This window comes from Aquibacillus sediminis (assembly GCF_005870085.1).
GTDB classification, from domain to species: Bacteria; Bacillota; Bacilli; order Bacillales; family Amphibacillaceae; genus Aquibacillus_E; species Aquibacillus_E sediminis.
Genome location: NZ_SZNM01000002.1, coordinates 212,681 through 239,544, shown reverse-complemented (window position 1 = coordinate 239,544; position 26,864 = coordinate 212,681). Strand labels below are relative to the sequence as shown.

30 protein-coding genes are annotated in these 26,864 nt (G+C 36.5%); 6 read left to right on the top strand and 24 right to left on the bottom strand.

Annotated elements, in window-relative coordinates:
• Positions 1-554: 554 nt before the first annotated feature.
• Positions 555-1,601 (bottom strand): DNA polymerase III subunit delta, encoded by a 1,047-nt coding sequence (holA, locus tag FCI53_RS02955; protein WP_138415684.1) that lies wholly within the window; start codon positions 1,599-1,601, stop codon positions 555-557.
• 359 nt (positions 1,602-1,960) lie between these two features.
• On the opposite strand from holA, the gene FCI53_RS02950 reads away from it, so the two are divergent.
• Positions 1,961-2,095, top strand: coding sequence for a YqzM family protein (locus FCI53_RS02950; protein WP_138415681.1), 135 nt, complete (start codon positions 1,961-1,963; stop codon positions 2,093-2,095).
• Between the two features lie 203 nt (positions 2,096-2,298).
• Here the strand turns inward: FCI53_RS02950 and FCI53_RS02945 are convergent, their stop codons facing one another.
• The 3 genes from FCI53_RS02945 to FCI53_RS02935 are packed head-to-tail and all read right to left on the bottom strand — an operon-like array spanning position 2,299 to position 5,752.
• Complete coding sequence (locus FCI53_RS02945) at positions 2,299-4,584, bottom strand: DNA internalization-related competence protein ComEC/Rec2 (RefSeq protein ID WP_138415679.1); 2,286 nt, start codon at positions 4,582-4,584, stop codon at positions 2,299-2,301.
• A 15-nt stretch (positions 4,585-4,599) separates the two neighbouring features.
• Entirely contained in the window at positions 4,600-5,076 is a 477-nt protein-coding gene (locus FCI53_RS02940; RefSeq protein ID WP_138415677.1) for a ComE operon protein 2, read from the bottom strand.
• A 58-nt stretch (positions 5,077-5,134) separates the two neighbouring features.
• On the bottom strand, positions 5,135-5,752 hold the full coding sequence (locus FCI53_RS02935) for a helix-hairpin-helix domain-containing protein (protein ID WP_138415676.1): 618 nt from the start codon (positions 5,750-5,752) through the stop codon (positions 5,135-5,137).
• Positions 5,753-5,835: 83 nt separating this feature from the next.
• Here FCI53_RS02935 and comER point away from each other — a divergent pair, with 83 nt between their 5' ends.
• The gene (gene comER / locus FCI53_RS02930; RefSeq protein ID WP_138415674.1) at positions 5,836-6,663 is read left to right on the top strand and encodes a late competence protein ComER; all 828 of its coding nucleotides are present in this window, start codon (positions 5,836-5,838) and stop codon (positions 6,661-6,663) included.
• A 74-nt stretch (positions 6,664-6,737) separates the two neighbouring features.
• On the opposite strand, the gene FCI53_RS02925 is transcribed toward comER, so the two are convergent.
• The 8 genes from FCI53_RS02925 to FCI53_RS02890 all read right to left on the bottom strand — a co-directional run bounded on the left by FCI53_RS02925 (position 6,738) and on the right by FCI53_RS02890 (position 11,956).
• Complete coding sequence (locus FCI53_RS02925) at positions 6,738-7,493, bottom strand: class I SAM-dependent DNA methyltransferase (protein ID WP_138415672.1); 756 nt, start codon at positions 7,491-7,493, stop codon at positions 6,738-6,740.
• Between the two features lie 12 nt (positions 7,494-7,505).
• A complete protein-coding gene (gene rsfS / locus FCI53_RS02920) occupies positions 7,506-7,853 on the bottom strand; it encodes a ribosome silencing factor (protein ID WP_138415670.1) in 348 nt (115 codons plus the stop codon).
• 193 nt (positions 7,854-8,046) lie between these two features.
• Positions 8,047-8,610 (bottom strand): bis(5'-nucleosyl)-tetraphosphatase (symmetrical) YqeK, encoded by a 564-nt coding sequence (gene yqeK, locus FCI53_RS02915; RefSeq protein ID WP_138415669.1) that lies wholly within the window; start codon positions 8,608-8,610, stop codon positions 8,047-8,049.
• Positions 8,597-9,166: a nicotinate-nucleotide adenylyltransferase gene (locus tag FCI53_RS02910; RefSeq protein WP_138415667.1), complete on the bottom strand. Its 570-nt coding sequence runs from the start codon at positions 9,164-9,166 to the stop codon at positions 8,597-8,599. The genes yqeK and FCI53_RS02910 overlap by 14 nt, the downstream gene beginning before the upstream one ends.
• Positions 9,167-9,191: 25 nt before the next feature.
• Positions 9,192-9,482, bottom strand: coding sequence for a ribosome assembly RNA-binding protein YhbY (gene yhbY / locus FCI53_RS02905; RefSeq protein WP_138415665.1), 291 nt, complete (start codon positions 9,480-9,482; stop codon positions 9,192-9,194).
• Between the two features lie 11 nt (positions 9,483-9,493).
• Positions 9,494-10,324, bottom strand: coding sequence for a shikimate dehydrogenase (aroE, locus tag FCI53_RS02900; RefSeq protein ID WP_138415663.1), 831 nt, complete (start codon positions 10,322-10,324; stop codon positions 9,494-9,496).
• A 13-nt stretch (positions 10,325-10,337) separates the two neighbouring features.
• Complete coding sequence (yqeH, locus tag FCI53_RS02895) at positions 10,338-11,438, bottom strand: ribosome biogenesis GTPase YqeH (protein ID WP_138415661.1); 1,101 nt, start codon at positions 11,436-11,438, stop codon at positions 10,338-10,340.
• A gap of 2 nt (positions 11,439-11,440) precedes the next feature.
• Entirely contained in the window at positions 11,441-11,956 is a 516-nt protein-coding gene (locus FCI53_RS02890; RefSeq protein ID WP_138415659.1) for a YqeG family HAD IIIA-type phosphatase, read from the bottom strand.
• A gap of 378 nt (positions 11,957-12,334) precedes the next feature.
• Here FCI53_RS02890 and sda point away from each other — a divergent pair, with 378 nt between their 5' ends.
• From sda to FCI53_RS02875, 3 genes are all read left to right on the top strand, one after another.
• Positions 12,335-12,475: a sporulation histidine kinase inhibitor Sda gene (gene sda, locus FCI53_RS02885; RefSeq protein ID WP_138415657.1), complete on the top strand. Its 141-nt coding sequence runs from the start codon at positions 12,335-12,337 to the stop codon at positions 12,473-12,475.
• A gap of 653 nt (positions 12,476-13,128) precedes the next feature.
• Positions 13,129-13,836 (top strand): RNA polymerase sporulation sigma factor SigK, encoded by a 708-nt coding sequence (gene sigK / locus FCI53_RS02880; protein WP_138415655.1) that lies wholly within the window; start codon positions 13,129-13,131, stop codon positions 13,834-13,836.
• A 70-nt stretch (positions 13,837-13,906) separates the two neighbouring features.
• Positions 13,907-14,080: a sporulation protein YjcZ gene (locus FCI53_RS02875; protein WP_138415653.1), complete on the top strand. Its 174-nt coding sequence runs from the start codon at positions 13,907-13,909 to the stop codon at positions 14,078-14,080.
• A gap of 172 nt (positions 14,081-14,252) precedes the next feature.
• Here FCI53_RS02875 and FCI53_RS02870 read toward each other — a convergent pair whose 3' ends face one another.
• The 3 genes from FCI53_RS02870 to FCI53_RS02860 form a co-directional block, all read right to left on the bottom strand.
• Positions 14,253-14,492 carry a YrhC family protein gene (locus FCI53_RS02870; RefSeq protein WP_171038038.1) on the bottom strand — a complete coding sequence of 80 codons (240 nt, stop codon included), beginning with the start codon at positions 14,490-14,492 and terminating at the stop codon, positions 14,253-14,255.
• Positions 14,493-14,567: 75 nt separating this feature from the next.
• On the bottom strand, positions 14,568-15,257 hold the full coding sequence (mtnN, locus tag FCI53_RS02865) for a 5'-methylthioadenosine/S-adenosylhomocysteine nucleosidase (protein WP_138415649.1): 690 nt from the start codon (positions 15,255-15,257) through the stop codon (positions 14,568-14,570).
• Between the two features lie 40 nt (positions 15,258-15,297).
• Positions 15,298-16,029 carry a YrrS family protein gene (locus tag FCI53_RS02860; protein ID WP_171038037.1) on the bottom strand — a complete coding sequence of 244 codons (732 nt, stop codon included), beginning with the start codon at positions 16,027-16,029 and terminating at the stop codon, positions 15,298-15,300.
• A gap of 180 nt (positions 16,030-16,209) precedes the next feature.
• On the opposite strand from FCI53_RS02860, the gene FCI53_RS02855 reads away from it, so the two are divergent.
• Positions 16,210-16,458 (top strand): hypothetical protein, encoded by a 249-nt coding sequence (locus FCI53_RS02855; protein ID WP_138415644.1) that lies wholly within the window; start codon positions 16,210-16,212, stop codon positions 16,456-16,458.
• Between the two features lie 10 nt (positions 16,459-16,468).
• Here FCI53_RS02855 and FCI53_RS02850 read toward each other — a convergent pair whose 3' ends face one another.
• The 9 genes from FCI53_RS02850 to alaS form a co-directional block, all read right to left on the bottom strand.
• Positions 16,469-18,202 carry a peptidoglycan D,D-transpeptidase FtsI family protein gene (locus FCI53_RS02850; RefSeq protein WP_171038036.1) on the bottom strand — a complete coding sequence of 578 codons (1,734 nt, stop codon included), beginning with the start codon at positions 18,200-18,202 and terminating at the stop codon, positions 16,469-16,471.
• 843 nt (positions 18,203-19,045) lie between these two features.
• On the bottom strand, positions 19,046-19,522 hold the full coding sequence (greA, locus tag FCI53_RS02840) for a transcription elongation factor GreA (protein WP_138415638.1): 477 nt from the start codon (positions 19,520-19,522) through the stop codon (positions 19,046-19,048).
• A gap of 188 nt (positions 19,523-19,710) precedes the next feature.
• Complete coding sequence (gene udk, locus FCI53_RS02835) at positions 19,711-20,346, bottom strand: uridine kinase (RefSeq protein ID WP_138415636.1); 636 nt, start codon at positions 20,344-20,346, stop codon at positions 19,711-19,713.
• Between the two features lie 24 nt (positions 20,347-20,370).
• Positions 20,371-21,015 carry an O-methyltransferase gene (locus tag FCI53_RS02830; RefSeq protein ID WP_138415635.1) on the bottom strand — a complete coding sequence of 215 codons (645 nt, stop codon included), beginning with the start codon at positions 21,013-21,015 and terminating at the stop codon, positions 20,371-20,373.
• 82 nt (positions 21,016-21,097) lie between these two features.
• Positions 21,098-22,255 carry an endolytic transglycosylase MltG gene (gene mltG / locus FCI53_RS02825; RefSeq protein WP_138415633.1) on the bottom strand — a complete coding sequence of 386 codons (1,158 nt, stop codon included), beginning with the start codon at positions 22,253-22,255 and terminating at the stop codon, positions 21,098-21,100.
• An 801-nt stretch (positions 22,256-23,056) separates the two neighbouring features.
• Positions 23,057-23,338, bottom strand: a complete 282-nt coding sequence (locus FCI53_RS02820) for a DUF1292 domain-containing protein (RefSeq protein WP_138415631.1) — start codon at positions 23,336-23,338, stop codon at positions 23,057-23,059.
• 16 nt (positions 23,339-23,354) lie between these two features.
• Complete coding sequence (gene ruvX, locus FCI53_RS02815) at positions 23,355-23,771, bottom strand: Holliday junction resolvase RuvX (protein ID WP_138415629.1); 417 nt, start codon at positions 23,769-23,771, stop codon at positions 23,355-23,357.
• Positions 23,772-23,773: 2 nt separating this feature from the next.
• Positions 23,774-24,040 carry an IreB family regulatory phosphoprotein gene (locus FCI53_RS02810; protein ID WP_138415627.1) on the bottom strand — a complete coding sequence of 89 codons (267 nt, stop codon included), beginning with the start codon at positions 24,038-24,040 and terminating at the stop codon, positions 23,774-23,776.
• A 95-nt stretch (positions 24,041-24,135) separates the two neighbouring features.
• Positions 24,136-26,772, bottom strand: a complete 2,637-nt coding sequence (alaS, locus tag FCI53_RS02805) for an alanine--tRNA ligase (RefSeq protein ID WP_138415625.1) — start codon at positions 26,770-26,772, stop codon at positions 24,136-24,138.
• Positions 26,773-26,864 lie beyond the last annotated feature (92 nt).

The window sequence follows — 26,864 nt, the reverse complement described above, 5'->3', positions numbered from 1 at the left end:
TAAATGTGTTCTGATTGTTGAGAGGAAGAAGACCCATGTATTGTACATTTATGGATTTTTTCTCATTTAATCAGAAAGACTATTAGGATTTTATTAATGGGTCCGTTACTCTTAATTATCATTAAGGGGGAAGGAAACGGCGAGACTCCTTGAAAATCCAGCCCATTTTCTGCGTGCGATGTTACACTCTGAAGCTTTCCTTGTCCTGTGGAATAACGGGCGTACGAGACCCCTTCTCCTGTATTCGTAACGGACCCTATTTCCATACTCAGCCTTGGTAAAAACTACAGATCGTAAATCTAACACATGAAATCAATGGGTGACAATAAGTTGTGTCATCTTACTTAAACCGGTGTGAAATTCAATGTTAATTTGCGTTTATTTTATTGAAAATCCTTTTAAAATCAATAAAAATAAGCAGTCCAATTTGCTTTTTAATTGGACTGCTATTTGGTGTGTTATTTTGTATTTTGTACTCAAAAACCGAACCCGTTACTCACAGGACCCATGCGTCTTTTACGTTTCAATTTTTATTTTTGTACAAGAGGATTCACCTATGCCCGCGTTTTTTCTTGCTGTCTGGAGTGAATTAAATTATATAATAACAACTCAAAGGCGAGTCCCTTATCCACTTTTCCTTGCTTTATTTTTGCATCGGTGTCTGCAAAAATATCTAACATTTTTTGTAATTCCTGAAATGTAAAATTTTTCTCTCTTTTAATTGACATTTTTACAACAAAAGGGTGCACCTTTAATTGTTGGACCATTTGATTTTGACCATAACCTTTTTGTTTTAACAGTTTCACATGCAAAATGGTTCTAAATTGGGAAGCTAACAATGCAATTAATGGAATCGCATCTTCATTAGCTTTTTCTAAATCTTTAAAGATGCGAATCGCATGATTTAAATCTTTATTTATGACTGCATCAACTAACTTAAGACCAGACGTATTGCCAGAATGTGATAACAAGGATTCAGCAACTTCTTTGGTAATGACATTATTTTCTCCTACATACAAAGCTAATTTTTCAAGTTCTTTATGAAGCATTAGCAGGTCTGTACCAATTCCTTGTGCAAACAATTCAAACGCATCCTCTGCAACTGTTACGTGTAATTCCTTTGCCATCTGTGCAATCCATTTATTTATATCCCATTCCTTTATAGGTTCACAGGCTACAGATTCAGCCTCTTTTTTTAGAAGTTTGGTTAGCTTTTTTCGTTCGTCCAATTTTTCATATGGGGCAATGAAAATTAAGATAGAAAAATCAACAGGTTGAATTAAGTAAGATTGCAACGCCTTTACATCATGCTCAATAGCAGTTTTGTCAGGCTTCGCTTTTAAAAAACTTGGGTTATAAGCAAAGATTAATTTCCGCTCACCAAAAAACGGGAAGGTTTCCACATCAGCAATCACATCTTGAATCGATGTTTCTTCTAAATCATAACTTGAAATATTGGTATCACGATCTTGTTCAGACAATCCATATGTAACCAACTGTTGTTTTAGTTCTTGTATTAAATATGATTCTGTCCCGTAAAATAAATAAGTAGGTGAAAATTGCTTTTTTTTCATTTTGTTTATGATATCAAAATAACTCATGATCTACCTCTTTACTTTCAAATTAGAATATATCCTATCGTAAATCGAAAGTAACATTTGTGCAAGAAATCCGTGGCTAAAAGTTGCATTTCCTTTCTATATAATTTATTGTAATAGGGAGGAAGTAGCCATCACTACTCCCCCCAACAATCTATATCAACGCCTAAAAGATCGTCCCGGGACCCAACCCTTTAAGCGATATTTTTTGCTTCACTTATAGATTGACCACTTTTGTCTTTTATTATGGATGTAAAGTCTTGCTAATCAAGGTAAGTAAATATTAAAGAAGAAATTTTTTATTTCAGTGGATTTTTTACATAAGATCACTTATACTAAAACTGAAAATTAGGAGGGGTATTGTGAACGAGTTTGAAAAAGATGTACAATCAAAAAATCATGATTTAATTGATTCTGGTTTAGGTTTTATTTTCTCTTTTGTCTTTTTCATGGCTATATTCTTCATTGGTGTGATCTTTGACGTTATTGGATCATAAACAATAAGGGGGGGAGACTGTTGGACACAGTCTCTTTTTTTTGGTCTAAAGATTACAATTTTTACTAGATTATACACCATTGTATAATAACCACATTGGCGTGGCGTTAAAACCGTAGTACAACTTACTTCAGCTCTCTGACCTACAGTTACATCTAGCCATAACGCCCGAGTCTTTGTTGTCTAATCCTTTTACACGATATACTATGGTAAATATTGAAAAAATGTTCCTTTATCTTGGGAAAATTTATACTGAACAGCCCCTCGAAGATCTGTGCGCATAATGAGAACTCCTTGCTGTCGAAAACGATCTATAACAGCATTATCTGGATGTCCATAACGATTATCCATACCTACTGAAATCCATGCAACAGATGGTGTGGTATGTTCAAGAAGTAATTCTGAACTTGAAGTGTTGCTCCCGTGGTGAGGCACCTTTAACACATCAATATCTAACTTAGGATAGGCCGCCACGATGTTTGCTTCCATTTGTTTACTTATATCCCCCGTAAACAACCAACGTAAACCACCAATTTCTGTAAAGACGACAACTGAATTATTGTTAGTATCCTGATAATCGTGGTCAGGATGCAATACATAAAAGTTTTGTTCACCTACATTTATAATATTATTTGATTGAACAGTTTTCACTTGTATAGGTTGCTTTCGCATTAAAGTCATTGTCTCCTTAGGTATTGAAGCATAATCACTAATAACTAATTGATTGATCTGAAAATCATTTAATAAATATGGTACACTTCCCACATGATCGTTGTCTTGATGAGAAAGTATTAAAGCATCAATCTTTGTAATACCTTTGGAATATAGATACGGTTTAATAATTTGGGTATAAGTTTTATCTGAAGGTGTGACAAAATCAGAACTTAAAGCTCCAGCTGCGTCTATAACGATAACTCCTTTCCTATACGGAAGTTCAATAATAAAACAATCTCCTTGTCCAACATCTAACATCGTCACATTCCCTTTCCCAACCACATAAGGTTGAAAGGAAATAATGATTAGAGTGAAGATAAGTGCTGTTCCATACTGAAATGCTCGTCTATATTGTTGTTTGATCAAGCCTCCCATAAATAATACAAAAGTAATGATGTAAAAAGGCATGATATATGTTGGAAACTGACCTAACACCCACGGATAAAAAAGTAATTGATCTACTATCTCTAGTCCCCCTAAAACTGTTTGATGAATGTACAAAAAAATTTTATCAACTACCGGGACTATAACAGGGATGACAATGGAAACAATTAGTAAAACCAATACAAATGGTATAATGATAACAGTAAAATACGGAACAAGAAGTAAATTTATAAAAATAGCAGTTGGATTTATGAAATAGAAGTAGAATACTTGAAGAGGCAACAAAACCATCTGACTTAGCAAACTTATTTTTAAAAGCAGAAACATCTTGGATGTATTTGACTGTAACCACTCTTTTGAAAGCAGGATCGCAAAGGTGACTAAGAATGAAAATTGAAATCCCAAATGGTTAATCATTAATGGGTTGAACAAGAGTAATAATAAAAAAACAATACTTAGTATATCTGTAGCATTCTGCTTCCCCTTCCATTTTAATAGTAATAAACCAAATACAGTCATTAGACTGGATCGCCAAACCGATGGTGCACCACCCGCTAAGATCGCATATAAAGGTAACATCAAAAGCATGGCCCATTCTACTTTTTCTTTTGTCACCAATCCAAACTTAACTAACATAAAATAAACGATTCCAACAATTAATCCAACATGTAACCCCGATATTGCTAATAAATGTGATAAATTCCAATGGCGAAAAATTTCAACCATTTGTTCATCAAGGTTCGAATCGTCCCCCAACAAAAGCGCCTGGATCCAACTTGCTGTAAACGTACTATAAGAATCAGAGACATATGCAATTAGTCTGGAACGCAACTGATAAATGTTACTTAACAATGATGCTCCGTCACATGAGATATCGTTTGGATCTTTTAGTAAAACTTGGTAGGCAATCGCTTGATTTTTTAAATAGTTGCGGTAATCAAATTGACTAGGATTTCGACTGGAAGGTGCTTCGCTTCGTTTACCTTTCACACTACATTCTGCACCGTGCTTTGCTGTGGACAATGGGGTGGATTCATCATAAGAATTTTTGAAGAAGGTTAACAAGAGCTTTCGTTGTTGGGTATCTTTTAGAACAAATTCAACCTTTTGGTCCGTTTCTGTAATTGGGGAAATGATATTTCCATTAAACTGTTCTACTTGTGAAGGTTCTTGATTCGTATTTATAGAAGCCGTTGCTTGATGAAAATTCAACATGGATAATGGTAACATTAGAACAGATAATATAACCGGTAAAATTTTTAACCGTTTCTGTTGAAACATCCAATACAGCCACACACAAAAAATAATCAGTATGATGAGCGTGTTAAAAGAAATGGTTAAGTAAGCTACTACGACAGATAAGGAAACAATATGCCAATACCCTTTCACCACTTAACCAACTCCTTATTATTTATTGTCTACAGGTTCCTGTCCATCAACTAGATTAATTGTTACTTGATTCAATTCTACTTTTTCAACATGAACACCAGCATTTTTGAATAATTCAACAGCATAGGAGTTATTTTTGTAGTCTTCTGCATAATAAACCGTTTGAATACCACTTTGTATAATGGCCTTGCAACATTGGAGACAAGGAAAATGTGTTACATAAATTTCTGCTCCTTGTGTTGCCACACCAAATTTAGCACATTGTAACAATGCATTCATCTCTGCATGGATCGTACGAACACAATGTCCATCGATTACATAACACCCCTCATCAATACAATGCACTCCACCTGATACACTACCATTATAGCCTCCAGCAATAATTCGTTTTTCACGAACAATTGTAGCACCAACCATTAACCGTTCGCACGTACTCCTTAAAGCTAACAAGTGACTTTGTGCCATAAAATACTGATCCCAAGAAATTCGTTCCAATCTGACCGCTCCCTTTTTTAAATCAAGTGTACCGCTGGTCTGTAGACAAGTCAATAAGCTAGCGAACAGTTATAGCTTCCTCAATAGTTTCCAATGTTTTCTGACCGATCCCATTTACTTGTAATAAATCTTGTTTCGATTGAAACAAACCATTCTCTTCTCGGTAGTTAATAATTGCTGTAGCTTTTACGCTTCCTATTCCTGATAGGGACGTGATCTCCTCTTTCGTTGCGTAATTGATATCTACTAGCCCATCCTTTTCAGAAGTTGGTCGAGCTATAGTTTGTTCTCCTACCTCTTCCCCAATCTTTGGCACAAAAATAATCATTTCATCAACCACCTTTTGCGCCAAATTAACAAATTGTTGATTAGCCTCCTCAGTAAATCCTCCCGCCATTTGAATGAGATCACGCACACGCTTACCTTCTTCTACTTGATACACGCCAGGTTGATTCACCTGACCTTTTACATCGATAAATATGTTTTGGGGTTCTTTAGATACTTCCGCTTGCTCTGTATCACTTTCCTCCTCTCGCGCAAATTGATCAACCTCTTCCGGAATCTCCTCTAAATTATCATCTACGAACTTATCTGTCTGCATGATTTGAACGAGTAATGAAACAACTAAGCCACCAATAATCATTAACAATACCCAATTTTTCTTGAGCCAATCCAATGATAAAGTCACATCCTTTCATAACTTCAACAAGTACTTCATACAATGTAGTTGTAAAAGCGGTAAATTGGAGGGAAGCTACTATGAAATGGGGAGTTATCGGCACGGGAAATATGGGGCAAGTATTAATTGATGCATGGTTGTCATCGAATGTAATTGAACAGGACCAATTATACATTACAAACAGAACGATCGATAAGGCATACACCATTCAACAACAATATCCAAACCTCCATGTCTGTGAAACTGCAGAGCAATTAGTATCACAGGTAGATATTATTTATATTTGTGTAAAGCCACTTGAGATTTATCCTCTCTTAACAAAACTAAGAGACCAACTAAGTAAAGACCAATGTATCGTTTCCATCACCAGCCCTTTTTCTGTTGAACGATTAGAATCAGTAGTTCCATGTCAAGTAGCCAGGATGATCCCAAGTATCACAAACCGTGCCTTAGCAGGAATTACGCTCGTTTCTTTTGGTGAGCAAATAACAAAAGAAATGAAAGGCTACTTACTTCAAAGCAGCCGTCTTTATTCCACACCTGAAATTATTGATAATAATGTAACACGAATGGCATCGGATATGGTATCTTGTGGCCCTGCATTTTTTGGTTATTTAGCACAACATTATATCGATACCGCCTGCAAGGAAACAGATATTGATCAGGAACTCGCCACACAACTTACTGAAAAAATGTTTATTGGTTTTGGAAAACTCTTAGAAGATGGACATTACACATTACCAGAATTAATTGATAAAGTATGTGTCAAAGGTGGGGTTACTGGTGAAGGTATTAAAGCCATGGAAGTAGAGTTAGGAGAATTGTTTCCACATTTGATCCACGCCACCCACACAAAATATTTTGAAGATATTACTAAAATCGGTGCACAACTCGAACGCAAAAACTAATTGTTATTACTTAAATATAAAATTCGACGCTAACCAACAAATTCCTGCTTATCTATGTAAAAAATTCGAGAAGCTTATTCGCTTTCTCGAATTTTTTCATAGACAAAGAATAAACGTTCACCATCAGACTGCACTTGATCGACAGAAAAATCAGCAAAAACACCTTTTGCTTCAAATCCATTGTCTATTAACCACTGATTATATACATGAACAGGATATGTACGTTGCTGGTGATTTTCATCAAACCGATCATATTGCGACTCATCCAAAACAAAAAAGGTCAAATCATGATGGACTTCCCCTTCATGTTCCCCTGGTTGGCATAACCAAATATAGGACAAATCATCATAAACTTCCGCAAATGTTTGATCTTTCAAATCATTTTCTACATGGGCCATAGAATGGACATCGAATAAAAATAAACCGTTCATCTCCAACATGCTATTGACATGCTTGAATACTTGTTTTACATCTTCTTCATTGGTTATATAATTGATGACATCACAGAAACTAATCACTGCATCAAATCCATGAAAACCCTGCAACTGACGTAAATCTTGCTGAAACCATTTAATAGATACTTGTTGTTCTAAGGCATGATGCTGGGCGTATGTTAGCATATCTGCAGAAAGATCAACACCACTCATATCGTATCCTTCTTGTGCTAACCTAGTCGTTATTTGACCGGTACCACATCCTAAGTCGATTACGTTTCGGACATCACCATTACCATATTTAGTAAACATGTGAATGGCAAATTCTGTCCATTCATCATATGGAGCGTCTTCCATTAAACTATCATATACTTGCGCCATTTTTGCATAAGACATGTTTCATCCCTCTTACAATTCATTAATTTCGACGACTGGTGCATCTCCCCATAATCGCTCAAGGTTATAGTAATTTCTTTCATCTTTATGGAATATGTGACAAACAATGTCACCCAAGTCGACTAAGATCCATCTTGCATGTTCGAATCCTTCCATGCGTTTCACATCAATCCCTTGTTCATCTGCTTCATCTTTAATCGCTCTTGCAATTGCTTCAACTTGCCGTTCATTAGAACCTTGACAAATTAAAAAATAATCTGCAATTATCGAAACATCATTCATATCTAACAGTACAATATCTTCTCCACGTTTATCGTCACATACCTTTGCAATGTCTAGTGCCAACTGTTTGCTATCCATCTCAATATTTCCCTCCAATAACATAAAGTGAAACTTCCATTAGTGGGAGTTCTTTATCCAATAGTGGTTAGTTTACCGAATTAGACCTTTACAAGTAGTATATTCACCATTCACCTTCTTCGATTCTTTACTATTTATTGAAGAGGCTATTTCATTATCTCTGCTTGTTAAGGTGGGATAAATCCTTTTGCATTTATTCTACAACACGTAACAAATCATTATAAGCATGAAATGTATCAGGATAGATTGTCGCATCTTTACTCATTAAAAAAGTTATTGTATTTTTCAAAGCCATCCAGCAAGCTCTATCCAAATCTTGTTTCGCTTGGTCTCGAACTTCTCCTACTCCAGGGAAATCTCGACCTGGTTCTATATAGTCTGCCAAAAAAACAACCTTCTCTAATGGTGTCATATTCGCTCTACCTGTTGTGTGCCAACGAATCGCATCTAATACCGATTGGTCGGTTATCCCAATTTCTCGCTTCACAAGCAGCGCCCCGACAGGACCATGCCATAATTCATGATGAAAATCTAATAAATCTTTTGGTAAGGCTTCTTGTTCAATCCACCGTTGCATTTCTTGCTTATCACGGTACTTGGCATAGTCATGAAAAACAGCTGCAAGTTCTGCTTTTTGTTTATCTACCCCATATTGTTCCGCTAAATTGATTGCAGTATCCACTACTCGTTTCGTATGCTCAAACCGAACGGCTTTTAAATGTGGTTCCACTAATGCTAGCGCTTCATTTCTTTCCATATAACTGAGCCTCCTTAATGAGGTCAATCACTTGAGGCGGTGTAAGATAGTTGATTGATTCCCCTTGAGCTATTCGGTCCCTAATTAAAGTCGAAGAAATCTCTAAACCAGGAATATCTACCTCGATAACGGGATAGTCCGTGTTTAATTGGTAATCCGCTCTCTTCACTCCAACAAATTTAATTTTTTCCATTAAGCGATCAATATCATACCAATTAGGTAAATATTCGACCATATCCGCACCAATAATAAAATAAAACGTTATATTAGGATATTGTTCCTGTAATACTTCGATTGTATGAATCGTATAGGATTTTTCGGAACGCTCCACTTCAATTGTATTCAATTTGAAGTGTGGGTTATCATGAATAGCCGCTTCTACCATTGCTATCCTGTTGCTAGCACTTGTCGTTGCCTTATCTTTATGTGGAGGTTCAAATGATGGAATAAACCATACCTCATCAAGATCAAGCTTATTGTACACTTCTTCACCTATCAATAAATGTCCATAATGCGGAGGATCAAACGTCCCCCCTAATAAACCAACTTTCTTCATACACTACCCCTTTACGACTGATTAACTATGGTAAGACAATTTGTTTGTTATCTTCTGATTCTTTGTATAGAACGATAATATTACCGATTATTTGTACAACTTCAGCATTCGTTCCTTCTGCTAGACTAGCTGCAACTTCATCCTTTTCCTCCATGCAGTTTTGCAAAATACTTACCTTGATTAGTTCTCTTTTTTCTAATGCCTCATTTATTTGAATAATCATATTTTCATTAACACCTGTCTTCCCAACTTGAAAAATTGGGTTTAAGTGATGTGCTTTTGACCGTAAAAATCTTTTTTGTTTACCTGTTAGCATGATGCTTTCCCTCACAATCTTTTTTCTAATTCAATTAAAATATCCTGTGCCGGCACACTCGCACCTGACCAATGTCTAAATGCCAATTGCGCCTGATATAACAACATTGTATGTCCTTGATGAATCAACCCGCCACGTTGTTTAGCATCTTTCAAAAAAGAAGTTAGTAGTGGTTGATAAACAATATCACTAACGATTGTATTTGGTTTTAACTGTTCCAACGAAATAATTTGATCTTCTACGTTTGGTTTCATCCCAACAGATGTTGTCTGAACGATGAAATCATACTTACTTAATGCTTGTTCCGCATCTTTAAACGATAGAATATTCGTTGTCACATCCTCTGTTTTTAAATCTAATAAATCATCCGCACGTTCTAACGTTCGGTTTGCAATATCTACCGTTGTAAAAGCTTCATGCACTAAAGCTCTATAAATCCCTCTAGCTGCACCACCTGCTCCAAGAATTAATACACGGTGATTAGGGGCGAAAAGGTTGGGATAGGATTGTTTCACAGAGCGTACATACCCTGCTCCATCAGTATTGTATCCTTTCCACTTACCATTGGTTTGAACAACTGTATTCACTGCACCAATTTCCTTCGCATCTGAATCCAGTTCATCTAAGTACGGGATGATTTTCTGTTTATATGGTACCGTAATATTAAAACCATCTAGTTGTTGATCTCGTAATTGATTGATTGTTTCCCCTAGTTGCTCTGGTGGACTTTCATATAAGTCATACCGACCTTCTACTCCTAAGGTATCCATAAATTGCTGATGAATCCATGGTGACAAAGAATGCTTTATCGGATAACCGATTAACCCTAGTTTTAAGTCCATCTGCTCTCCCCCTTTAAATTAACGATCTACGAATCGTAACTGGAACCCCTTTAATACTGTGTACGGTAACCGTCGCTTCCCCACTCGGTAATGTCACCCAACCTAATCCAGGGAACACAATATCGGTCTTTGCTTCCGTAATCCGTAAAGATTGTGCTGTAAGTGGTGGTATCGACTCCAAGCTATCCTCGCTTGGTGGTGATAACATTTCCCCACGATGATTTTCATATAAATCATCTGCATTTTCCAATTTCGTCCGGTGGATCGACAAGCCATTCGCAAAATAACAAACAAACGGTTGTTTAGGTCCTTTCTCAAAATCAAGTCTCGCCAATCCTCCAAAGAATAATGTTTGGCCATCATTCAGTTGAAACGTCCTTGGTTTAATTTCTTTATTAGGTGTAATCACTTTTATGTCCTTCTCCGAGATATAATGCGCTATTTGATTTCGGTTCACCACACCAGGTGTATCAAACAAAGAAGTCCTTTCATCTAAAGGAATATCAATAAACCCTAACGTAGTACCAGGAAAATAGGAAGTAGTAATCGCATCTTGAACTCCCGTTGTTTTATTTATTAAACGATTAATAAAAGTGGATTTCCCTACATTCGTGCTACCTACCACATACACATCTTTTCCATTTCGGTAGGACTCGATTGCTTGTTGTAATTCTTCCATTCCCCGATCCTTGGCTGCAGATATGAGAAAAACATCCGTTACCTTTAAACCTAAATCCTTCGCTGATTTTCTTAACCATTGTTTTAATTTATTCTTATTCGTTGATTTAGGTAGTAAATCTACTTTATTGCCAACAAGGATAATCGGATTCGATCCCGTTAACCGCTGCAAGCTGTTAATAAAACTTCCATTAAAATCAAAGATATCGACTAAATTAACAATAAGTCCTTCTGTATTTCTTATTTGACTAATCATTTCCAAAAAGTCATCGTCTGTATATGCAACATCTTGAACTTCGTTATAGTGTTTTAACCTAAAACACCTTTTACAAATAATATCTTCTTTGTCCAATGCGGATTTAGGTACAAATCCAGCTTGGTTTGGTTCCTCTGATTGAATCGGAACACCGCAACCTTGACATACTATCTCTTCCATTTCTATTCCTCCCAAGTCAGCATTCCTCGTTTTCTCATCCAACTTAATATTCTTCGTTCAATCCGCCTATTTATCCGCGTTAACGCACCATCTGTTTGTACGATTGGAACTACTAAAATTGTATGAAACCCTGCACGGTTCCCCCCTAGCACGTCCGTTAAGATTTGATCACCTATCACTACAACCTCTTCTTTTTTCAAATTCATTTCTCTAGCAGCTTTTTTAAAAGACTTTGTAAGTGGTTTTCGTGCACTAAAAACAAACGGAGTTGCTAAAGGCTCAGAGAAAATCCGAACACGTTCTTCCTTATTATTTGATATTATGGTTACTTTAATGTTGTGATCTTCCATTTGTTTGAACCATTTTATAATATCTGGTGTTGCATCTTTAACATCCCAAGCAACTAACGTATTATCAAGATCAGTAATGATTCCTTTTATGCCTCTTTGCTTTAACTCTTCTGGTTCAATGTGAAAGACAGTTTTCACATGTTCATTAGGTAAAAATCTTTTCAACAATGACTACCTCACCTCAATACTGTTTAGCCGTTTCCAATTTCTCCTTACTCATCATAAACAATTTAGCTGTTAGTTTCAAAAAAAACTACTAAAAATTACTATTTTTATGCAGTCAAGTTCAAAAAATTACAAGAAATCGTTCGACAAATTGCAACACTTTTCTTTTTGTGGATAACTTTACTCACAAAATACCGCTTGTTACATCAACTTTTCTTCTTCTTTTCCACTTTTTGCTCACAAGTTATATACAAGCCACTGTAGATAACTATCAGGTTGTCCCTCCCATGTATTCATGGTACATTATTAATAGCTTTTCAAGATTACTTCATTCCCTTTTCAAAGGCGCAATGAAGGACTTCCAATAATGGAGGGACGACTATGGAATATTTATCAGATGAACTTTTAATCGAATCCTATCACAAAGCAAATGAGTTAGATTTAAGCCCGGAATTCATCCAATTAATTGAAGAAGAAATACAACGAAGATCACTCCTAAAAGAAATACAATACTCTAGCTAATCGAGGTACATTATACAGAAACACCTTAAAAATTGTCGAACTCTTGCCATTCTTTTTAATGGGCAAGAGTTTTTTATTCGCATTTTATATTGATAATATGTCCAATTTATACAATTACATAATTATATCTGAATGAATATATACCGCCACTGAATATTCGAGCTTTTCTTTACCTTTAACTAGATGATCTTTGTTTTTATCCCCTTGCAACTGTCCGTAAGACTCCACTTCAAAACATGATAGGAAACGAAAATGTTTAAGTCGAGTTAACTTTCGCTTTCACCCCGATTCGTTCAATGAACACCTCAGTGGTGGAAGAGCCCCCCACAGAGTGAAGTTTCTATACACTAGCCTCACAAATAGATGAATAATTTTCCATTAATCCCATAAAAAAATCTCCTATTGTAAAAGTCTTATCCACGTTATCCGTAACTTTTACAAAAAGGAGATTATTTCATGGATATTGTCATCTTATCAAATAAATCCGTAATAAGTAAATGTTTGACTTTATTATCTTTTGATAGGAGGAAACTTCCATCAGTCCGGCAGAAAAATTCTTATTAATTTTTTTGGATTGTACAGGCACATTTCTACAGATATCAACATAAAGTGGAACTATAGGCAATAGCCCACATTGTAGGAGGTGCTTGTGCTTGTCTAGTATATTAAGTGCGATTGCATTACTCATTAAAGAAACCATGTTTTTTGTATCCTATGTAAAGAATCATGCATTTCCACAGCCATTATCACCGAAAGAAGAAGCTGCTTACATCGAAAAGATGCAGGAAGGCGATGAAAATGCCCGAGATAAGTTAATTGAACATAATTTGCGATTGGTTGCTCATATCGTTAAAAAATTTGAAAATACTGGGGAAGATACCGAAGACCTGATTTCGATTGGCACCATTGGGTTGATAAAGGGGATTGAAAGTTTCTCTAGTGGTAAAGGGACAAAATTAGCTACTTATGCGGCGCGTTGTATAGAGAACGAGATATTGATGCATTTGCGCGCATTAAAGAAAACGAAAAAAGATGTTTCCTTACATGATCCAATTGGGCAAGACAAAGAGGGAAATGAAATTAGCCTAATCGATATCCTACAATCAGAAAATGAGGATGTCATCGAGTATATTCAATTAAATATGGAAGTAGCTAAAATTAGAGAATATTTAGGCGTATTAGATGAACGAGAAAAAGAAGTGATCATTTGCCGCTACGGACTAAATAATGATGATGATTTAACCCAAAGAGAAATTGCTAAAAAACTCAACATTTCTCGTAGCTATGTCTCCAGGATTGAAAAACGGGCATTAATGAAAATCTTTCATGAATACTATCGAAAAGAGAAAGAAAACAACTAGACATTTACCCAAACACACAACAGACTACAACATACAATATAGTAAACAACCTAAAGGCGGGTGAATGCTAATGTCCTATTGGGGTTATCCGTATAATCCGTATTATAGCCAATACCCTGGATACTACCATTATGGCTATCCAGGATATGGTGGTGGAAATAGCTTCGGTTTCGGACTACTAATCGTATTATTAATACTGTTACTCATCCTTGGTGGAGGCTATTACTATTATAATTATGTTTAAATCATTGATTGTAAATAAATGATCATTCAACTCGGCCAGAAAACGGTCCATCTTGCTTTTTAGCAACTCAAGTTACAGGAAAGACCTAGATGGACAAAAACATTTATTTTCCCATACGTCTGCAATAGTCTATACTACAATAAAACCTCTGATTTAAAATAAATCAGAGGTTTTATTGTTCAATTAATTGTTTTAACTGTTTGTTCCATTTTGAGATTAGAAAAGCAAACAAGCCTGCAAAACTTAAGCTTGATAACATTAAAATAATTAGTAATCCGCTTTGTTCGGAAGGAACAAGAAATGTATTAATAATCATCCCTAAATAGAAATACACACTAAGAATCAGTAATGTTATTAGAAATCTACTATAATCTTTAATTTTTTGTTTCATTTTTGTAGATTGTTCTTCCATGTCATTTCCCCTCTCTCCTAGTTGCATGATAACATACTATTGGAGAATGGAGGGGATGTAAATGCTGGTAACTCGCTATTGTTTTATCATATCCATGATCAATGTTGCGGCATTTGTTGCTGCCTTTTCAAGAAATGCATCAAATGAAATGGAAGATTCTTTACCAGCGATATCTGAAAGTGCACGGATGATTACAAACGGTGTTTGATAGTGATAACACACTTGTGCAATTGCTGCTGCTTCCATTTCTGCTGCTAACATAGTAGGGAACTTTTCGCGAACAACTGCAACATGGCTTTCCTCTTGCATAAAGGAATCACTCGTTGCGATTAATCCTTGTTCCACTTTCACATTATCTAATTTTTTCGTTGCCTCCATTGCTTGATTAATTAATGCTACATCTGCTTTATATGTAGGTGGCATACCTGGGACTTGACCATATACATAGTCAAATGCTGTAACATCAACATCATGATGGGTAACTTCCGTTGAAATAACTAAATCACCTACATCTAATTGACTGGCAAACCCTCCCGCAGAACCTGTATTTATAACGTATTCGGGTTGATAGTTTTGGTGCAATATAGTAGTTGCCATTGCTGCATTTACTTTTCCAATTCCTGATTTTAACAACACTACGTCTGTTTCATGCAACTTACCTTGAATAAACAAACAACCTGCTATTTCTTGTTTTTGTTGCCCTACCATGTTTTGTTCTAATAAGTGTATTTCTTCATCCATTGCTCCAATAATTCCAATTGCCAAAACTTTTTCCTCCTTATTGTGTCAATCATTCGTTGGTCAATTATTCTTCTACATCCTGTTGTTCATCTTGATCATTCTCATTCGTATATTCAGGATTTTGATCATTTTCTTCTAAAATCTCTACCTTTGTTGTGGCCCAGCCTTGGTTTTCGATCCATGAAACATATACTCGATATATTTCTGATTCTGTGCGGTTCGTTACCGTAGCAACTACATTTTGTGGCCCATCACTTGTCACCCACCATACGATCCTATCTTCCTCAGTCAATCCTGTCACTTGTTCAATTGCCATCAATAACTCTTGCCAACTTTGTGAATCCTCATCCCAATCATCCCAAGGTATTTCAAAAGGCAATTCTACTTCTGTCTCAATTGGTTCCCAGTCCCCTATGTATGCTTCGATTACATTGTCATCTTCTGACGGTACTTCTTCAAGGGTTACATCATCTGATTGATTCCCTTCAGGTTGTGAAGGTTCCTCCCCCTCACCTTCTTGGTGGTCATCTAGGCCTGCTTCTGTTTCTGGGTTCGTTTCTGATAGGTCATCGCCCGCAGAGCTAGTGCTTCCTTCATTTGAATCTGGTTGATTTTCCTCACTATTTTCCTGTTCGTTGATTGCTTGACCATTATCATTATCACCAAATACAAAAATACCAACCAATCCGAGTATCAAACAGCTGCCAAGTACAAGCAGCCAAGAGATTACCTTAGTGCTTTTTCTTTTTTTATCATAACGTTTTACTCTTGTATATGTGTTAAACTCATCAGACACTTTTATTCCCCCTCCCTTTATTTCTTATTATATTATACTATGTTTCCTTTTTGGAACCAATGTTTCCCATTGAATTGAATTCTTTTTTGTCGAACTGTTACTAGTTTTGGCATATGTGAAGGATTTGCAACATAAATATCTAATAAAGATATATCGCAATCCTGTAAGGAGGTAGAAAATTTGAAAATAGTTCGTTTTGACCGTTCTCTATGGGCATTATCCTCGTTTGAAGATGTAAGTTATGATAAAAAGGAAAGTGTATTTAAATTTTATTTATTTAATGGTAATATTATCGAATTCTCCGACGTACCTGAAAAAGTAGTTTTCGATTTTGTTATTTCTGCAAACAAGGAAAAGTTTTATAAGAATGTTTTATTAACGAATTATCCATATATTCAATATAATCATAAGGTCTCCAAAACATCTTAATGGAGACCTTTTAACTTTCTTTATCTAATAATTGTTCTACCATATCATGAAAAATATCATAGTTCTTAGCATCGGAACTGGATTGCTCGAGATCTACAACAACCATGGCATATTGCGGATCGTCTATTGGGAAATATCCAACAAACCAATGGTTCAATTGATCTTTTTTACCAGTTTCAGCTGTTCCAGATTTACCCGCAACAGATAAAGGATGAAACCTTTGGCCAGTCCCGCTCGTTACAACCTCTTCCATAAGTTCTTTTAATTGAACAGCGGTTTCTTTATCAATTCGATTATCTAGATTGGTTTGATCTGTAAAATTTTCCATTGTTGTATTATTGCTATACAACAGCTTATCTACAACTTTCACTTCCCTTTTGATACCATTGTTGGCAATGGTCGCCACCATGTTCGCTACCGCTAATGGGCTAAGCTTTACTTCCTTTTGGCCAATCGCTGTTTGTATAATTGCCCGGTTAACATAGCGATCTTGTTCATTCCCCCAAATTTTGCCTGCTTCTTCCTCAGGCAGTTGCCTAAAATCGTTAAAATGAAATACATCTCCTTGCCAGCCAACAGGTCCTAAAACCCCTAGCTTTTTTGCATATTCTTCAAGCATTGTCTCTTCTTTTTTAATAAGGTCTTGGGCAAGTTGACCAAATGTAAAATTACAACTTTGGGCAAAACTTTCTTCAAATGTTAGAAGCCCTAATGATCGACTTGCAGGAGCATCTCCATATAAATTTTTATCACAATCGAATTGTTGGTGTAACTTGTCTGTTGCATGTTCCATTGCAGCAGCAGCAACTACTATTTTAAAAATAGAACCCGGGTATTGTGCCGTAATCATCTGATTCTTAACACTGTCTTCATGATATGGATTAGACTCATTGATAGAAGGACGTGACACCATTGCCCGCACTTCTCTTGTATCTACATCCAATACAATGACTCCTCCCTTCTGCAACTGGTGTTGGTCCACTATATCCTCTGCTTGTTGTTGTATAGCAGCATCAATTGTCGTTTGTACTTTTAATGGATAAAAAGTATCATCATTTCCTTTATACCGAAGATTCATCCCTAACAAAGGATTACCTTTAGCATCTACGTGGTATTGAAGTTTTTTATCACTATCTTCAGATACTAAAAATGAATCGAATGTTTTTTCAAGACCAGATATCCCTATTGGTTGTGGCTCAATCTGGTTGGATTCGTTGTTCCCGTATCGTTTGCTAAATTCTTCTGAATTTTGACGGACCAATCCAAGCAGATGGGTTGCTAATTTGTTTTGATTTTCAAACGTTCTTTCCACCACAATAATTCCAGGTATTTGTTCCTTGTTAACAAGATCAAATAGTTGCGCATCAAGAGGTTTTTCTGTTATATCTGATAAATAAATAGGGGAATCCTTTTCTTTTACCAATTGCAACCAATTAGATTGCACATTGGTAAAAGCAGTTCGTAGACTACTTGAAAGGTCGATTGCTTGAACAAACGGAAATATTACAATATCTTTTGCAACATAGTGATTTAACGGCTGTTCATTTTTATCTATAAACATTCCTCTACCAGTTGTTAAGGTTATTTCAGAAGCTCTTTGCTCCACACTTTTTTGTAAAAGATTTACTTGTTCTGGTCCATATTCCTCTGTTGATATTAATTGGATGTCCATTAATTTATAAACTAAAAAACAAAAAATGGCGATTAATAATCCTGCTAGTGTAAACACTCTACCAATTTTCATGACTCCCACCTCAGATTCCATTATTTACTAATGGGTAGGAGAATAAACATAGCGTATAACCGCATTTACCTAATCAATTGTTCATATAAGCAGTATTATACGACATAACTCACCGCTTTCTATAAAAGATGAGTGCTTTAAAAGTAGCTGCGGCAATACACTGCGCTTTCCACGGGCGGCTGTTGAGCCTCGCTGCGGGGTCTCACCTAGGCCTTTCCTCCCGTAGGAGTCTTCGTGTATTGCCTCCGCTGTTTGTGTGATCTGAAGTTTTATTGAATATTTCTTAATTAAACAAAACAAAATAATAGCTATTGATTACAACATAAGAAAAATGAATCCATTCGTTTGTCTATTTCGAACGAATAAAAAAAGGTATTTTACAACTTGACAGCACTCAAAGAGTGAGTATACAAAATGCATTGTTTAACAGGCATACATCTATTACTAATCAGAAAACATCATTTAGTGGAGACAGAATACGGTGACTCCTCGAAAATACAAACCAATTTTCTTCGTGCGATGTATCGCTGCCGTAGCGTTCCTTGTCCTATGGGAACAGCACGAGCTGAAGATCCACTTGTGGATTAAGGAACGTAGGCTAAGACCGCCACGGACACGCGTTCAACGCCTGCGTGACCAACATCGTGTTGCCCCAAGGCCGTGCCCATGGAAAGCGTAGTATTCTGCCGGAACGATGGTAGAGCACTTCTTTCAATCAGAATGTAAGAAAATAATAGAGCCAAGTTATGTCGTATCATACTGCTTATGTTCATTAACAATCGTATTTTTAGAATTAAAAAAAGCTACTTCGCGAATGGTTATTCGTAAAGTAGCTTTTTCTAATTATTTTACATCTTTAATTTCAACATCCATGTCGCCACCTGGGGTTGGGACAGTTACTTTATCACCAATTTTTTTGCCTATTAGACTTTTGGCGATTGGCGAATCATTCGAAATTTTCCCTTCAAATGGATCTGCTTCTGCACTCCCTACAATGGTATATGTCTCTTCTTCACCATCTGGTAATTCGGTGAAAGTTATCGATTTACCTAGTGATACTACATCTGGATTTTCATTATCACTTTCAATTATTTCTGCATTGCGAATCATGTTTTCAACTTGAACAATTCTTGATTCAACAAAAGCTTGTTCATCTTTAGCTGCATCATATTCAGAGTTCTCTGAAAGGTCACCGAAGTCGCGAGCAATTTTTATACGTTCAACAACTTCCTGTCTTCTTTCTGTTTTTAAGTATTCTAATTCTTTCTCTAATTTCTCTAACCCTTCCTGGGTCATATAATAGCTTTTTTCTGTTGCCATATCCTTACACTCCTTTGATCCTGACAATATTTCGACCGTTGTATTGTTATTCATAGGTATCATCAAAATAATAATATGATTCCTACGCCACCGTTTGCCTCAGGTCAATCTTAAAAATGGATCTGAGGTATTCGAAACTACTAACAAATACTATGGCAGATTTTCAATCATTTTTCAATACATTCTTACTAAAATGTCTTACTATTTAAGATTGTTTGAATCTTGGTTGCCATAATATCAATGGCTACATGATTTTGACCGCCTTCAGGGATGATGATGTCTGCATATCGTTTGGTTGGTTCCACGAATTGCAAATGCATCGGGCGTACAACGTTTGTATATTGTTCAATTACAGAATCAATGGTTCTGCCTCTTTCCTTAATATCACGTAGCATTCTTCTAATAATTCTTACATCCGCATCTGTATCAACATACACTTTAATATCCATTAAATCCAACAGTTTTGGATTTTCCAAGATTAAAATCCCTTCTAAAATGATGACTTCTTTTGGTTCAACATGCACTACTTCTTCGGAACGGGTGTGGCGTGTATAATCATAAATCGGTTTTTTAATTGGTTTATGATTAACTAAGTCCTGAACATGTTGATAAAGAAGATCATTATCAAATGCAAAAGGGTGATCGTAATTTGTGTTTAACCTTTCCTCAAAAGGTAGGTTTGATTGGTCTTTATAGTAATAATCCTGTTCAAGAACAAGGATTGATTTATTGGCAAATCGTTGACTGATTGACCTAGTAACAGAGGTTTTCCCTGATCCAGATCCTCCTGCAACACCAATTACAACTGGTTTATCATTGTCCATACGTTCTGCTCTCCTTTGTTGTCACTATCTTTTCACACTAACTGCAATGCCATCTCCAAGCGGTATAATCGTTGTTTTGTATGTAGGATGGTTGATCAGCCATTCGTTGTAATGGCCTATTTTTTTTGCTAATTTATTAATGCGATCATTCGCCGCTTGTGACGTATCTGCAACAAGTCCTTTAAATAATACATTATCTGAGATGATCAAACCATCCTCAGTTAAGAACTGATTATACATTTCAAAGAAACGTTGGTATTGTCCTTTAGCTGCATCAATAAAAAGTAAATCATATGGCCCATATTGTTCCACTTGATTAGTTATTTCCAATGCATCACCAAATAAAACGGTTATATCCTCTTGTTTATCCAGTTTCCTAATATTTTTGACTGCTTCATCGTAACGAATTTGATCTCGTTCAATTGTTACAATAGAAGCCTTAGGATAAGCTGTCGCCATTTGTAATGCGGAGTATCCAATAGCCGTCCCAATTTCTAAGATCCTTTTCGGTTTTTTTAAACGAACCATTTGCTGCAAAAAATTAATCCCTAATGGCTCCATAATTGGTATATGATTCGCCTTTGCATAGTCTTCTAATTCTTTTTCCCACTCCGCTTTCGGATCGAGTGTTTCTAATAGATAATGTTCTAGCTGTTGATCCACTAACATATGCTCCCTTCAGACAAAGTAAATCCTTACAAACTAAAAAGCAGGGAATGGAATCAAACGCAATTCCCTGCTTTTTCTTTTTCTAACCATTGCGGTACTGAGCTATTTTTTGTTGATGTTCTGAATATGTTTCGGAGTAATAGATTTCACCATCTGCATATAAGAAATACATTGCTTCTGTTTCGGTTGGTTCAATAACAGCTTGAATGGAATTCTCTGCAAAATTAGAAATTGGTCCTACCGGCAATCCCTCAACTTGATACGTGTTATATGGGGATTCCACTTCCAAGTGATCGTATAAAGTACGATCAAGGTGTTCTCCAAGTGCATAGGCTACCGTTGGATCTGTTTGTAATTTCATTCCTTCTTCTAGTCTGTTATAAAAAACACCTGCGATTCTTTTACGGTGATCAATTGACCTTGCTTCATTCTCTACTAAGGAAGCAAATGTAACCACATCATGAACCGTCAAATTGTCTAGTGCATTTATATCGTTTAAATACGGTGTTAGAATATCTTCTGTTTTATCTAACATTTTAGAAACGATCGTTTCCACACTAGGTTCTTCTTCATAAAATTGATAAGTCGATGCAAACAAATAACCTTCTAATGGTGTATGGATATCTGGATCAAGTATATCTTCTGTAAGGATTGCAGGATATTGTTCCATTAGATCTTTGATATAGTTATCATCACTTAGTTTATCTAAAAAAGCTTGCTTATCAATATTTGCTTTTTCGGAGTACAGTTCTGCGATTTGTTCTATCGTTTTTCCTTCTGGAATCGTGACTTGAAGTACTGGATCTTGTAACACTTTTCCTTCTTGCAGCAAGTCGGTGATTTCTTCCAACGTCATTGATGGGGATAACGTATACTCCCCCGCTTGGAACTGTGCAACATTATTAAATTTAATATAAAAACGATAAAGTGTCGCATTGTTTATAATATTGTTTTCCTCTAAAAGACTGGCTATTCTTGAAGAAGATGATCCTAAAGGGATTTCTACATTTATTTCACGATCATCATCAGGATCGACGGGTTCTAAGGCTGATTTTATATATAAAAAAGCAGAAACTCCACCAACGACAATAACTGTTACTAACACGATTAAAACAATGGACACAATTTTTCGAACAAGACTGGCTTCATAACCACGTTCCTGCAATTGTTGTTGTACATCGTTGCCATGCTCTTGTTTTGATTTATTGGTGTTAGGTTGATTATCATTCGAATCCGACATAATACTACTCCTTTCATCCGATATATTATACTACAAAAAACTACAAAATTTCTATCATTATTGACAATTTCTTTAAATCAACGTTTTTTTTCCTATGTTTATACATTAATTTAATGCGCATAAGCTGTATTATACGACATAACCCTCAACATCCTCTAAAGGATGAGTGCTAATAGATCGCTGCGGAAATACACTACGCTTTCCTGTGGGGGGCTGGTGAGCCTCCTCGTTCGTCCCTCACTGCGGGGTCTCACCGATGCCACTAGTCCCACGGGAGTCTCCGTGTATTTCCTCCGCTGATTCCGGTGGCCTGAAGTTTTATAGAGCATTGCTTAATAAATATCAAATATACCTTTTTTATTGTTAAAGGCACGTTAACACAACATTGCAATCTATTTTTTAAATTATATCGTATTACATTTACTACGAATCAGAGAACTTATCCCAGCGAAGGCAGAATACGTAGACTCCTCGAAAATACAAACCAATTTTCTTCGTGCGATGTATCGCTGCCGTAGCGTTCCTTGTCCTATGGGAACAGCACGAGCTGAAGATCCACTTGGTAAAGCGGTTTTCTTTACCAAGTTAGCTGAAGCCGTGCCCATGGAAAGCGTAGTATTCTGCCGTAGCGTTGGTATAACACTTATTCCAATCAGAATAGTATAAAGCAAACTACAAGGTTATGTCGTATAATACAGCTTATATGCATGAGCAACCATTTAGGAAAAACAGCATGTTGCAAATCATAAAAAAAGCCTAACTCCTTATATGATTCGAAGTTAGGCTTTAAAGTATTTAAAATTAATTGGTTTCCTCGTCTTGCAATGTATTTAGCATTTCTTCCACCATTTCCCACTCTTCTTCCGATTCAATTTGGAATAGGGCGAGATCGTCTTCGTTGGCTTTGTCTTCATAACGGAAAGCAAATACTTCTACTTCTTCTTCATCCTTTTGATCCACTGGAACAACAGCAATGTATGAATGACCTGTTTGGTCTACATCAAATGTAAATAAAACTTCAAATAGATGTTCTTCACCGTTATCTCCAGGTATAATAATTCGTTCTTTTTCTTCTAATGGCATGATTTGCCACCTCCTTTTATTGTTTTGCATCTAAATAGCTTTGTAAAATCATCACAGCAGCCATTTTATCAATCACTTTTTTTCGCTTTTTTCGGCTCATGTCCGCTTCTAATAAAACACGTTCCGCCGCCATTGTTGTTAAGCGTTCATCCCAAAGTACAGTAGTTAGATCAAATTGATCTTGAAGAAACTGTGCAAATCTTTGCGAAGCTTCCCCTCTCTCACCAATCGTTCCATTCATATTCTTAGGTAGTCCAACCACTGCCTCTTTAATATCATGCTCTGATATAATGGATTTTAACTCCTCCATTGCGGTTTGGTAATCATTTTCATCCCACTTGATCGTGGTTAATCCTTGAGCCGTCCATCCGAATGCATCGCTGATCGCTACACCGATTGTTTTTTCTCCTACATCTAAACCAATTTTTTTCATTATCAAGCCTCTTTATGCTTGTCCAAATAATATTGAACAAGCTCTTCAATAATTTCATCTCGTTCAATTCTCCGGATCAAGTTTCTAGCATCTTGATGTCGTGGAATATATGCAGGATCACCTGATAAAAGATAACCAACAATTTGATTAATTGGATTATACCCTTTATCTCGTAGCGCACCATATACCGTTAATAAGATCTCGTTGACGTCATCCTCATAGGGTTCTTCTGAAAAATTGAATTTCATTGTTTTATCCATGGATCCCATTTTGAAACACCCCACTTTTAAATTTGCCGACAGCATTATAACAACTAGTTCATCTATCTAGTATAATACATTGTTCGCTAGAATAAAAATGTAAATTATGCTGGACTTTCCGCATAGGACGTTGCATAGGCTAATGCGTCTGCTAATTGCTCAGGATTTTTACCACCTGCTTGCGCCATATCCGGGCGACCGCCACCACCGCCACCACAGCGTTTGGCCGTTTCTTTTATAAGGTTCCCTGCATGATAGCCTTGGTCAATTAGATCTTTTGACACACCTGCGGCTAATTGTACTTTACCGCCATTAACAGCACCTAACAAAATAATTCCTGAAGATAATTTCTGTTTTAAATCATCGACCATATTCCTTAATTGATTCATATCTTGTACATCTACTTGTTTAGCTAGTAACGAAACACCATTTATTTCTTGAACATCATCTAAAATAGAAGAAGCTTCCATATTAGAGATTTTCGCACTTAGTGAATCTTTTTCCCGTTGAAGTTCCTTTAGTTCTTGATAAAGTCCTTCAATTCGGCTTGGAACCTTTTCTTCGGCAACTTTCAAGGATTTAGCAGCTTCTGTTAGTATTTCTTGTTTTCCACTTAGTACTTGATAAGCACCTTTACCAGTGGTTGCTTCGATCCGTCGTGTTCCTGCACCAATACCAGTTTCCGTACTTATTTTAAACAGACCAATTTCAGCCGTATTCGATACATGGCAACCACCACATAATTCGATGCTATAATCGCCCACTTTTACCACGCGAACGACATCACCATATTTCTCTCCAAACAGTGCCATTGCACCCATTTGTTTAGCGTCTTCGATTGAGTGATGATTTATGGTTACTGGAATACTTTCCCAAATTTTCTCATTGACAATTGTTTCAATTTGCTGAAGTTCCTCTTCGGTTATGGAACCAAAATGGGAAAAGTCAAAGCGCAATCTGTCTGTAGCAACAAGTGAACCTGCTTGGTTGACATGATCACCTAAAACATCTTTTAGTGCCTGATGAAGTAAGTGTGTTGCCGTGTGATTTTTCACAATAAAGGAACGGGACTGCGTATCCACCTCAGCACGGATCGAATCGCCTTTTTGCAATGTTCCTTCTTCCACGACTATACGGTGTAAATTTTGTCCTTTAGGTGCTTTTTGAACATCTTTCACAAAGCCCTTTCCATTATCGGTATAAATCCAACCATGGTCCGCAATTTGCCCACCGCTCTCTGCATAAAACGGTGTTTGTTCTAGAATGACATACACCTCATCGTCTTTATGTGCAACGTCTGCAAAATCTTTATCTTTAATCATCTCGACGATTGTTGTCGTCGTTTGTAATTGATCATATCCAACAAAGGTGCTTTCCACTTCTACTTCACTAAGAACCCCTTCTTGAACTTGCATGGAATCCACTTTTTGCCGTGCTTGACGCGCACGATCACGTTGTTTTTTCATTTCCTGTTCAAAACCTGCTTCATCAATCGTAAAGCCAGCTTCCTGGACGTACTCCTCTGTTAACTCTTTCGGGAATCCGTAGGTATCATACAAGCGGAAAACTTCTTTCCCTGGAAACACGTTACTTCCTTTTTGTTTTTCTGATTCCAATATATCAGCAAGAATTGCTAACCCATCCGCCAATGTTTCATGGAAACGTTCTTCTTCTGTTTGGATTACATTTTTTATAAAGTCTTGTTTGTTCTCTACTTCAGGATAAAAGTCAACCATAATATTTGCAACGGTTGGAACTAATTGAGTCATAAACGGTTTTTCAATCCCAATTTGTTTTGCAAAACGTACGGCACGACGTAGCAAACGTCTTAAAACATATCCCCGACCTTCATTCGACGGTAGAGCACCATCTCCAATCGCAAATGTTACGGTACGAATGTGATCGGCAATCACTTTAAATGCTGTGTCATGCTCTGTTGTTTGACCATATGTAACGTTAGCAAATTGTTCGGTCTTTTTAATGACCGGTAAAAATAAATCTGTTTCAAAGTTTGTTGGTGTATCTTGGATTACACTAACAATCCGTTCAAGTCCCATCCCTGTATCAATATTTTTCTTTGGTAAGGGTGTGTACGTGTCATCTGGGTTATGGTTAAACTGAGAAAATACAAGGTTCCATATTTCAAGGTAACGCTCATTTTCTCCGCCTGGATATAATTCGGGATCGTTCGGATTATTCCCGTATTTCTCCCCACGATCATAGAAAATCTCGGTATTTGGTCCACTTGGTCCTTCGCCAATATCCCAGAAATTTTCTTCTAGACGAATGATTTGTTGCTCAGATAACCCAATCTTTTCTTTCCATAGTTGGTAGGCTTCATCGTCTTCTGGGTGAACCGTTACAGCTAATTTTGATGAGTCAAAACCAATCCAGTTATCACTTGTTAAAAATTCCCACGCCCATTCGATTGCCTCTTCTTTAAAGTAATCACCAATTGAAAAGTTACCAAGCATTTCAAAAAAGGTATGGTGACGTGCCGTGTACCCTACATTTTCAATATCATTGGTACGAATCGATTTTTGCGCATTAACAAGTCGAGGATTATCAGGAATCACCCGGCCATCAAAGTATTTTTTTAATGTTGCGACACCACTATTAATCCATAATAATGTCGGATCATCTTTCGGTACAAGCGATGCACTTGGCTCCACTCTATGCTCCTTTTCTTTAAAGAAGTCTAAAAACATTTGTCTTACTTCTGCTGAAGTTAATTGCTTCATCTTGTTTCCTCCTAATTTTTATATAAAGTGAATCTTCACTCAGTAGGGGTTTTTGGTCTTCCACACTGAGTGTTAGTTGAACCAAAGCCGGG

What these genes read in the sequence shown, in the direction of transcription:
- holA (WP_138415684.1), bottom strand. Translation starts at nt 1,601, where the DNA reads ATGAGTTATTTTGATATCATAAACAAAATGAAAAAAAAGCAATTTTCA.
- comER (WP_138415674.1), top strand. Translation starts at nt 5,836, where the DNA reads ATGAAATGGGGAGTTATCGGCACGGGAAATATGGGGCAAGTATTAATT.
- FCI53_RS02925 (WP_138415672.1), bottom strand. Translation starts at nt 7,493, where the DNA reads ATGTCTTATGCAAAAATGGCGCAAGTATATGATAGTTTAATGGAAGAC.
- rsfS (WP_138415670.1), bottom strand. Translation starts at nt 7,853, where the DNA reads ATGGATAGCAAACAGTTGGCACTAGACATTGCAAAGGTATGTGACGAT.
- yqeK (WP_138415669.1), bottom strand. Translation starts at nt 8,610, where the DNA reads ATGGAAAGAAATGAAGCGCTAGCATTAGTGGAACCACATTTAAAAGCC.
- FCI53_RS02910 (WP_138415667.1), bottom strand. Translation starts at nt 9,166, where the DNA reads ATGAAGAAAGTTGGTTTATTAGGGGGGACGTTTGATCCTCCGCATTAT.
- yhbY (WP_138415665.1), bottom strand. Translation starts at nt 9,482, where the DNA reads ATGCTAACAGGTAAACAAAAAAGATTTTTACGGTCAAAAGCACATCAC.
- aroE (WP_138415663.1), bottom strand. Translation starts at nt 10,324, where the DNA reads ATGGACTTAAAACTAGGGTTAATCGGTTATCCGATAAAGCATTCTTTG.
- yqeH (WP_138415661.1), bottom strand. Translation starts at nt 11,438, where the DNA reads ATGGAAGAGATAGTATGTCAAGGTTGCGGTGTTCCGATTCAATCAGAG.
- sda (WP_138415657.1), top strand. Translation starts at nt 12,335, where the DNA reads ATGGAATATTTATCAGATGAACTTTTAATCGAATCCTATCACAAAGCA.
- FCI53_RS02875 (WP_138415653.1), top strand. Translation starts at nt 13,907, where the DNA reads ATGTCCTATTGGGGTTATCCGTATAATCCGTATTATAGCCAATACCCT.
- FCI53_RS02870 (WP_171038038.1), bottom strand. Translation starts at nt 14,492, where the DNA reads ATGGAAGAACAATCTACAAAAATGAAACAAAAAATTAAAGATTATAGT.
- FCI53_RS02850 (WP_171038036.1), bottom strand. Translation starts at nt 18,202, where the DNA reads ATGAAAATTGGTAGAGTGTTTACACTAGCAGGATTATTAATCGCCATT.
- greA (WP_138415638.1), bottom strand. Translation starts at nt 19,522, where the DNA reads ATGGCAACAGAAAAAAGCTATTATATGACCCAGGAAGGGTTAGAGAAA.
- udk (WP_138415636.1), bottom strand. Translation starts at nt 20,346, where the DNA reads ATGGACAATGATAAACCAGTTGTAATTGGTGTTGCAGGAGGATCTGGA.
- FCI53_RS02830 (WP_138415635.1), bottom strand. Translation starts at nt 21,015, where the DNA reads ATGTTAGTGGATCAACAGCTAGAACATTATCTATTAGAAACACTCGAT.
- mltG (WP_138415633.1), bottom strand. Translation starts at nt 22,255, where the DNA reads ATGTCGGATTCGAATGATAATCAACCTAACACCAATAAATCAAAACAA.
- FCI53_RS02820 (WP_138415631.1), bottom strand. Translation starts at nt 23,338, where the DNA reads ATGCCATTAGAAGAAAAAGAACGAATTATTATACCTGGAGATAACGGT.
- ruvX (WP_138415629.1), bottom strand. Translation starts at nt 23,771, where the DNA reads ATGAAAAAAATTGGTTTAGATGTAGGAGAAAAAACAATCGGTGTAGCG.
- FCI53_RS02810 (WP_138415627.1), bottom strand. Translation starts at nt 24,040, where the DNA reads ATGGGATCCATGGATAAAACAATGAAATTCAATTTTTCAGAAGAACCC.
- alaS (WP_138415625.1), bottom strand. Translation starts at nt 26,772, where the DNA reads ATGAAGCAATTAACTTCAGCAGAAGTAAGACAAATGTTTTTAGACTTC.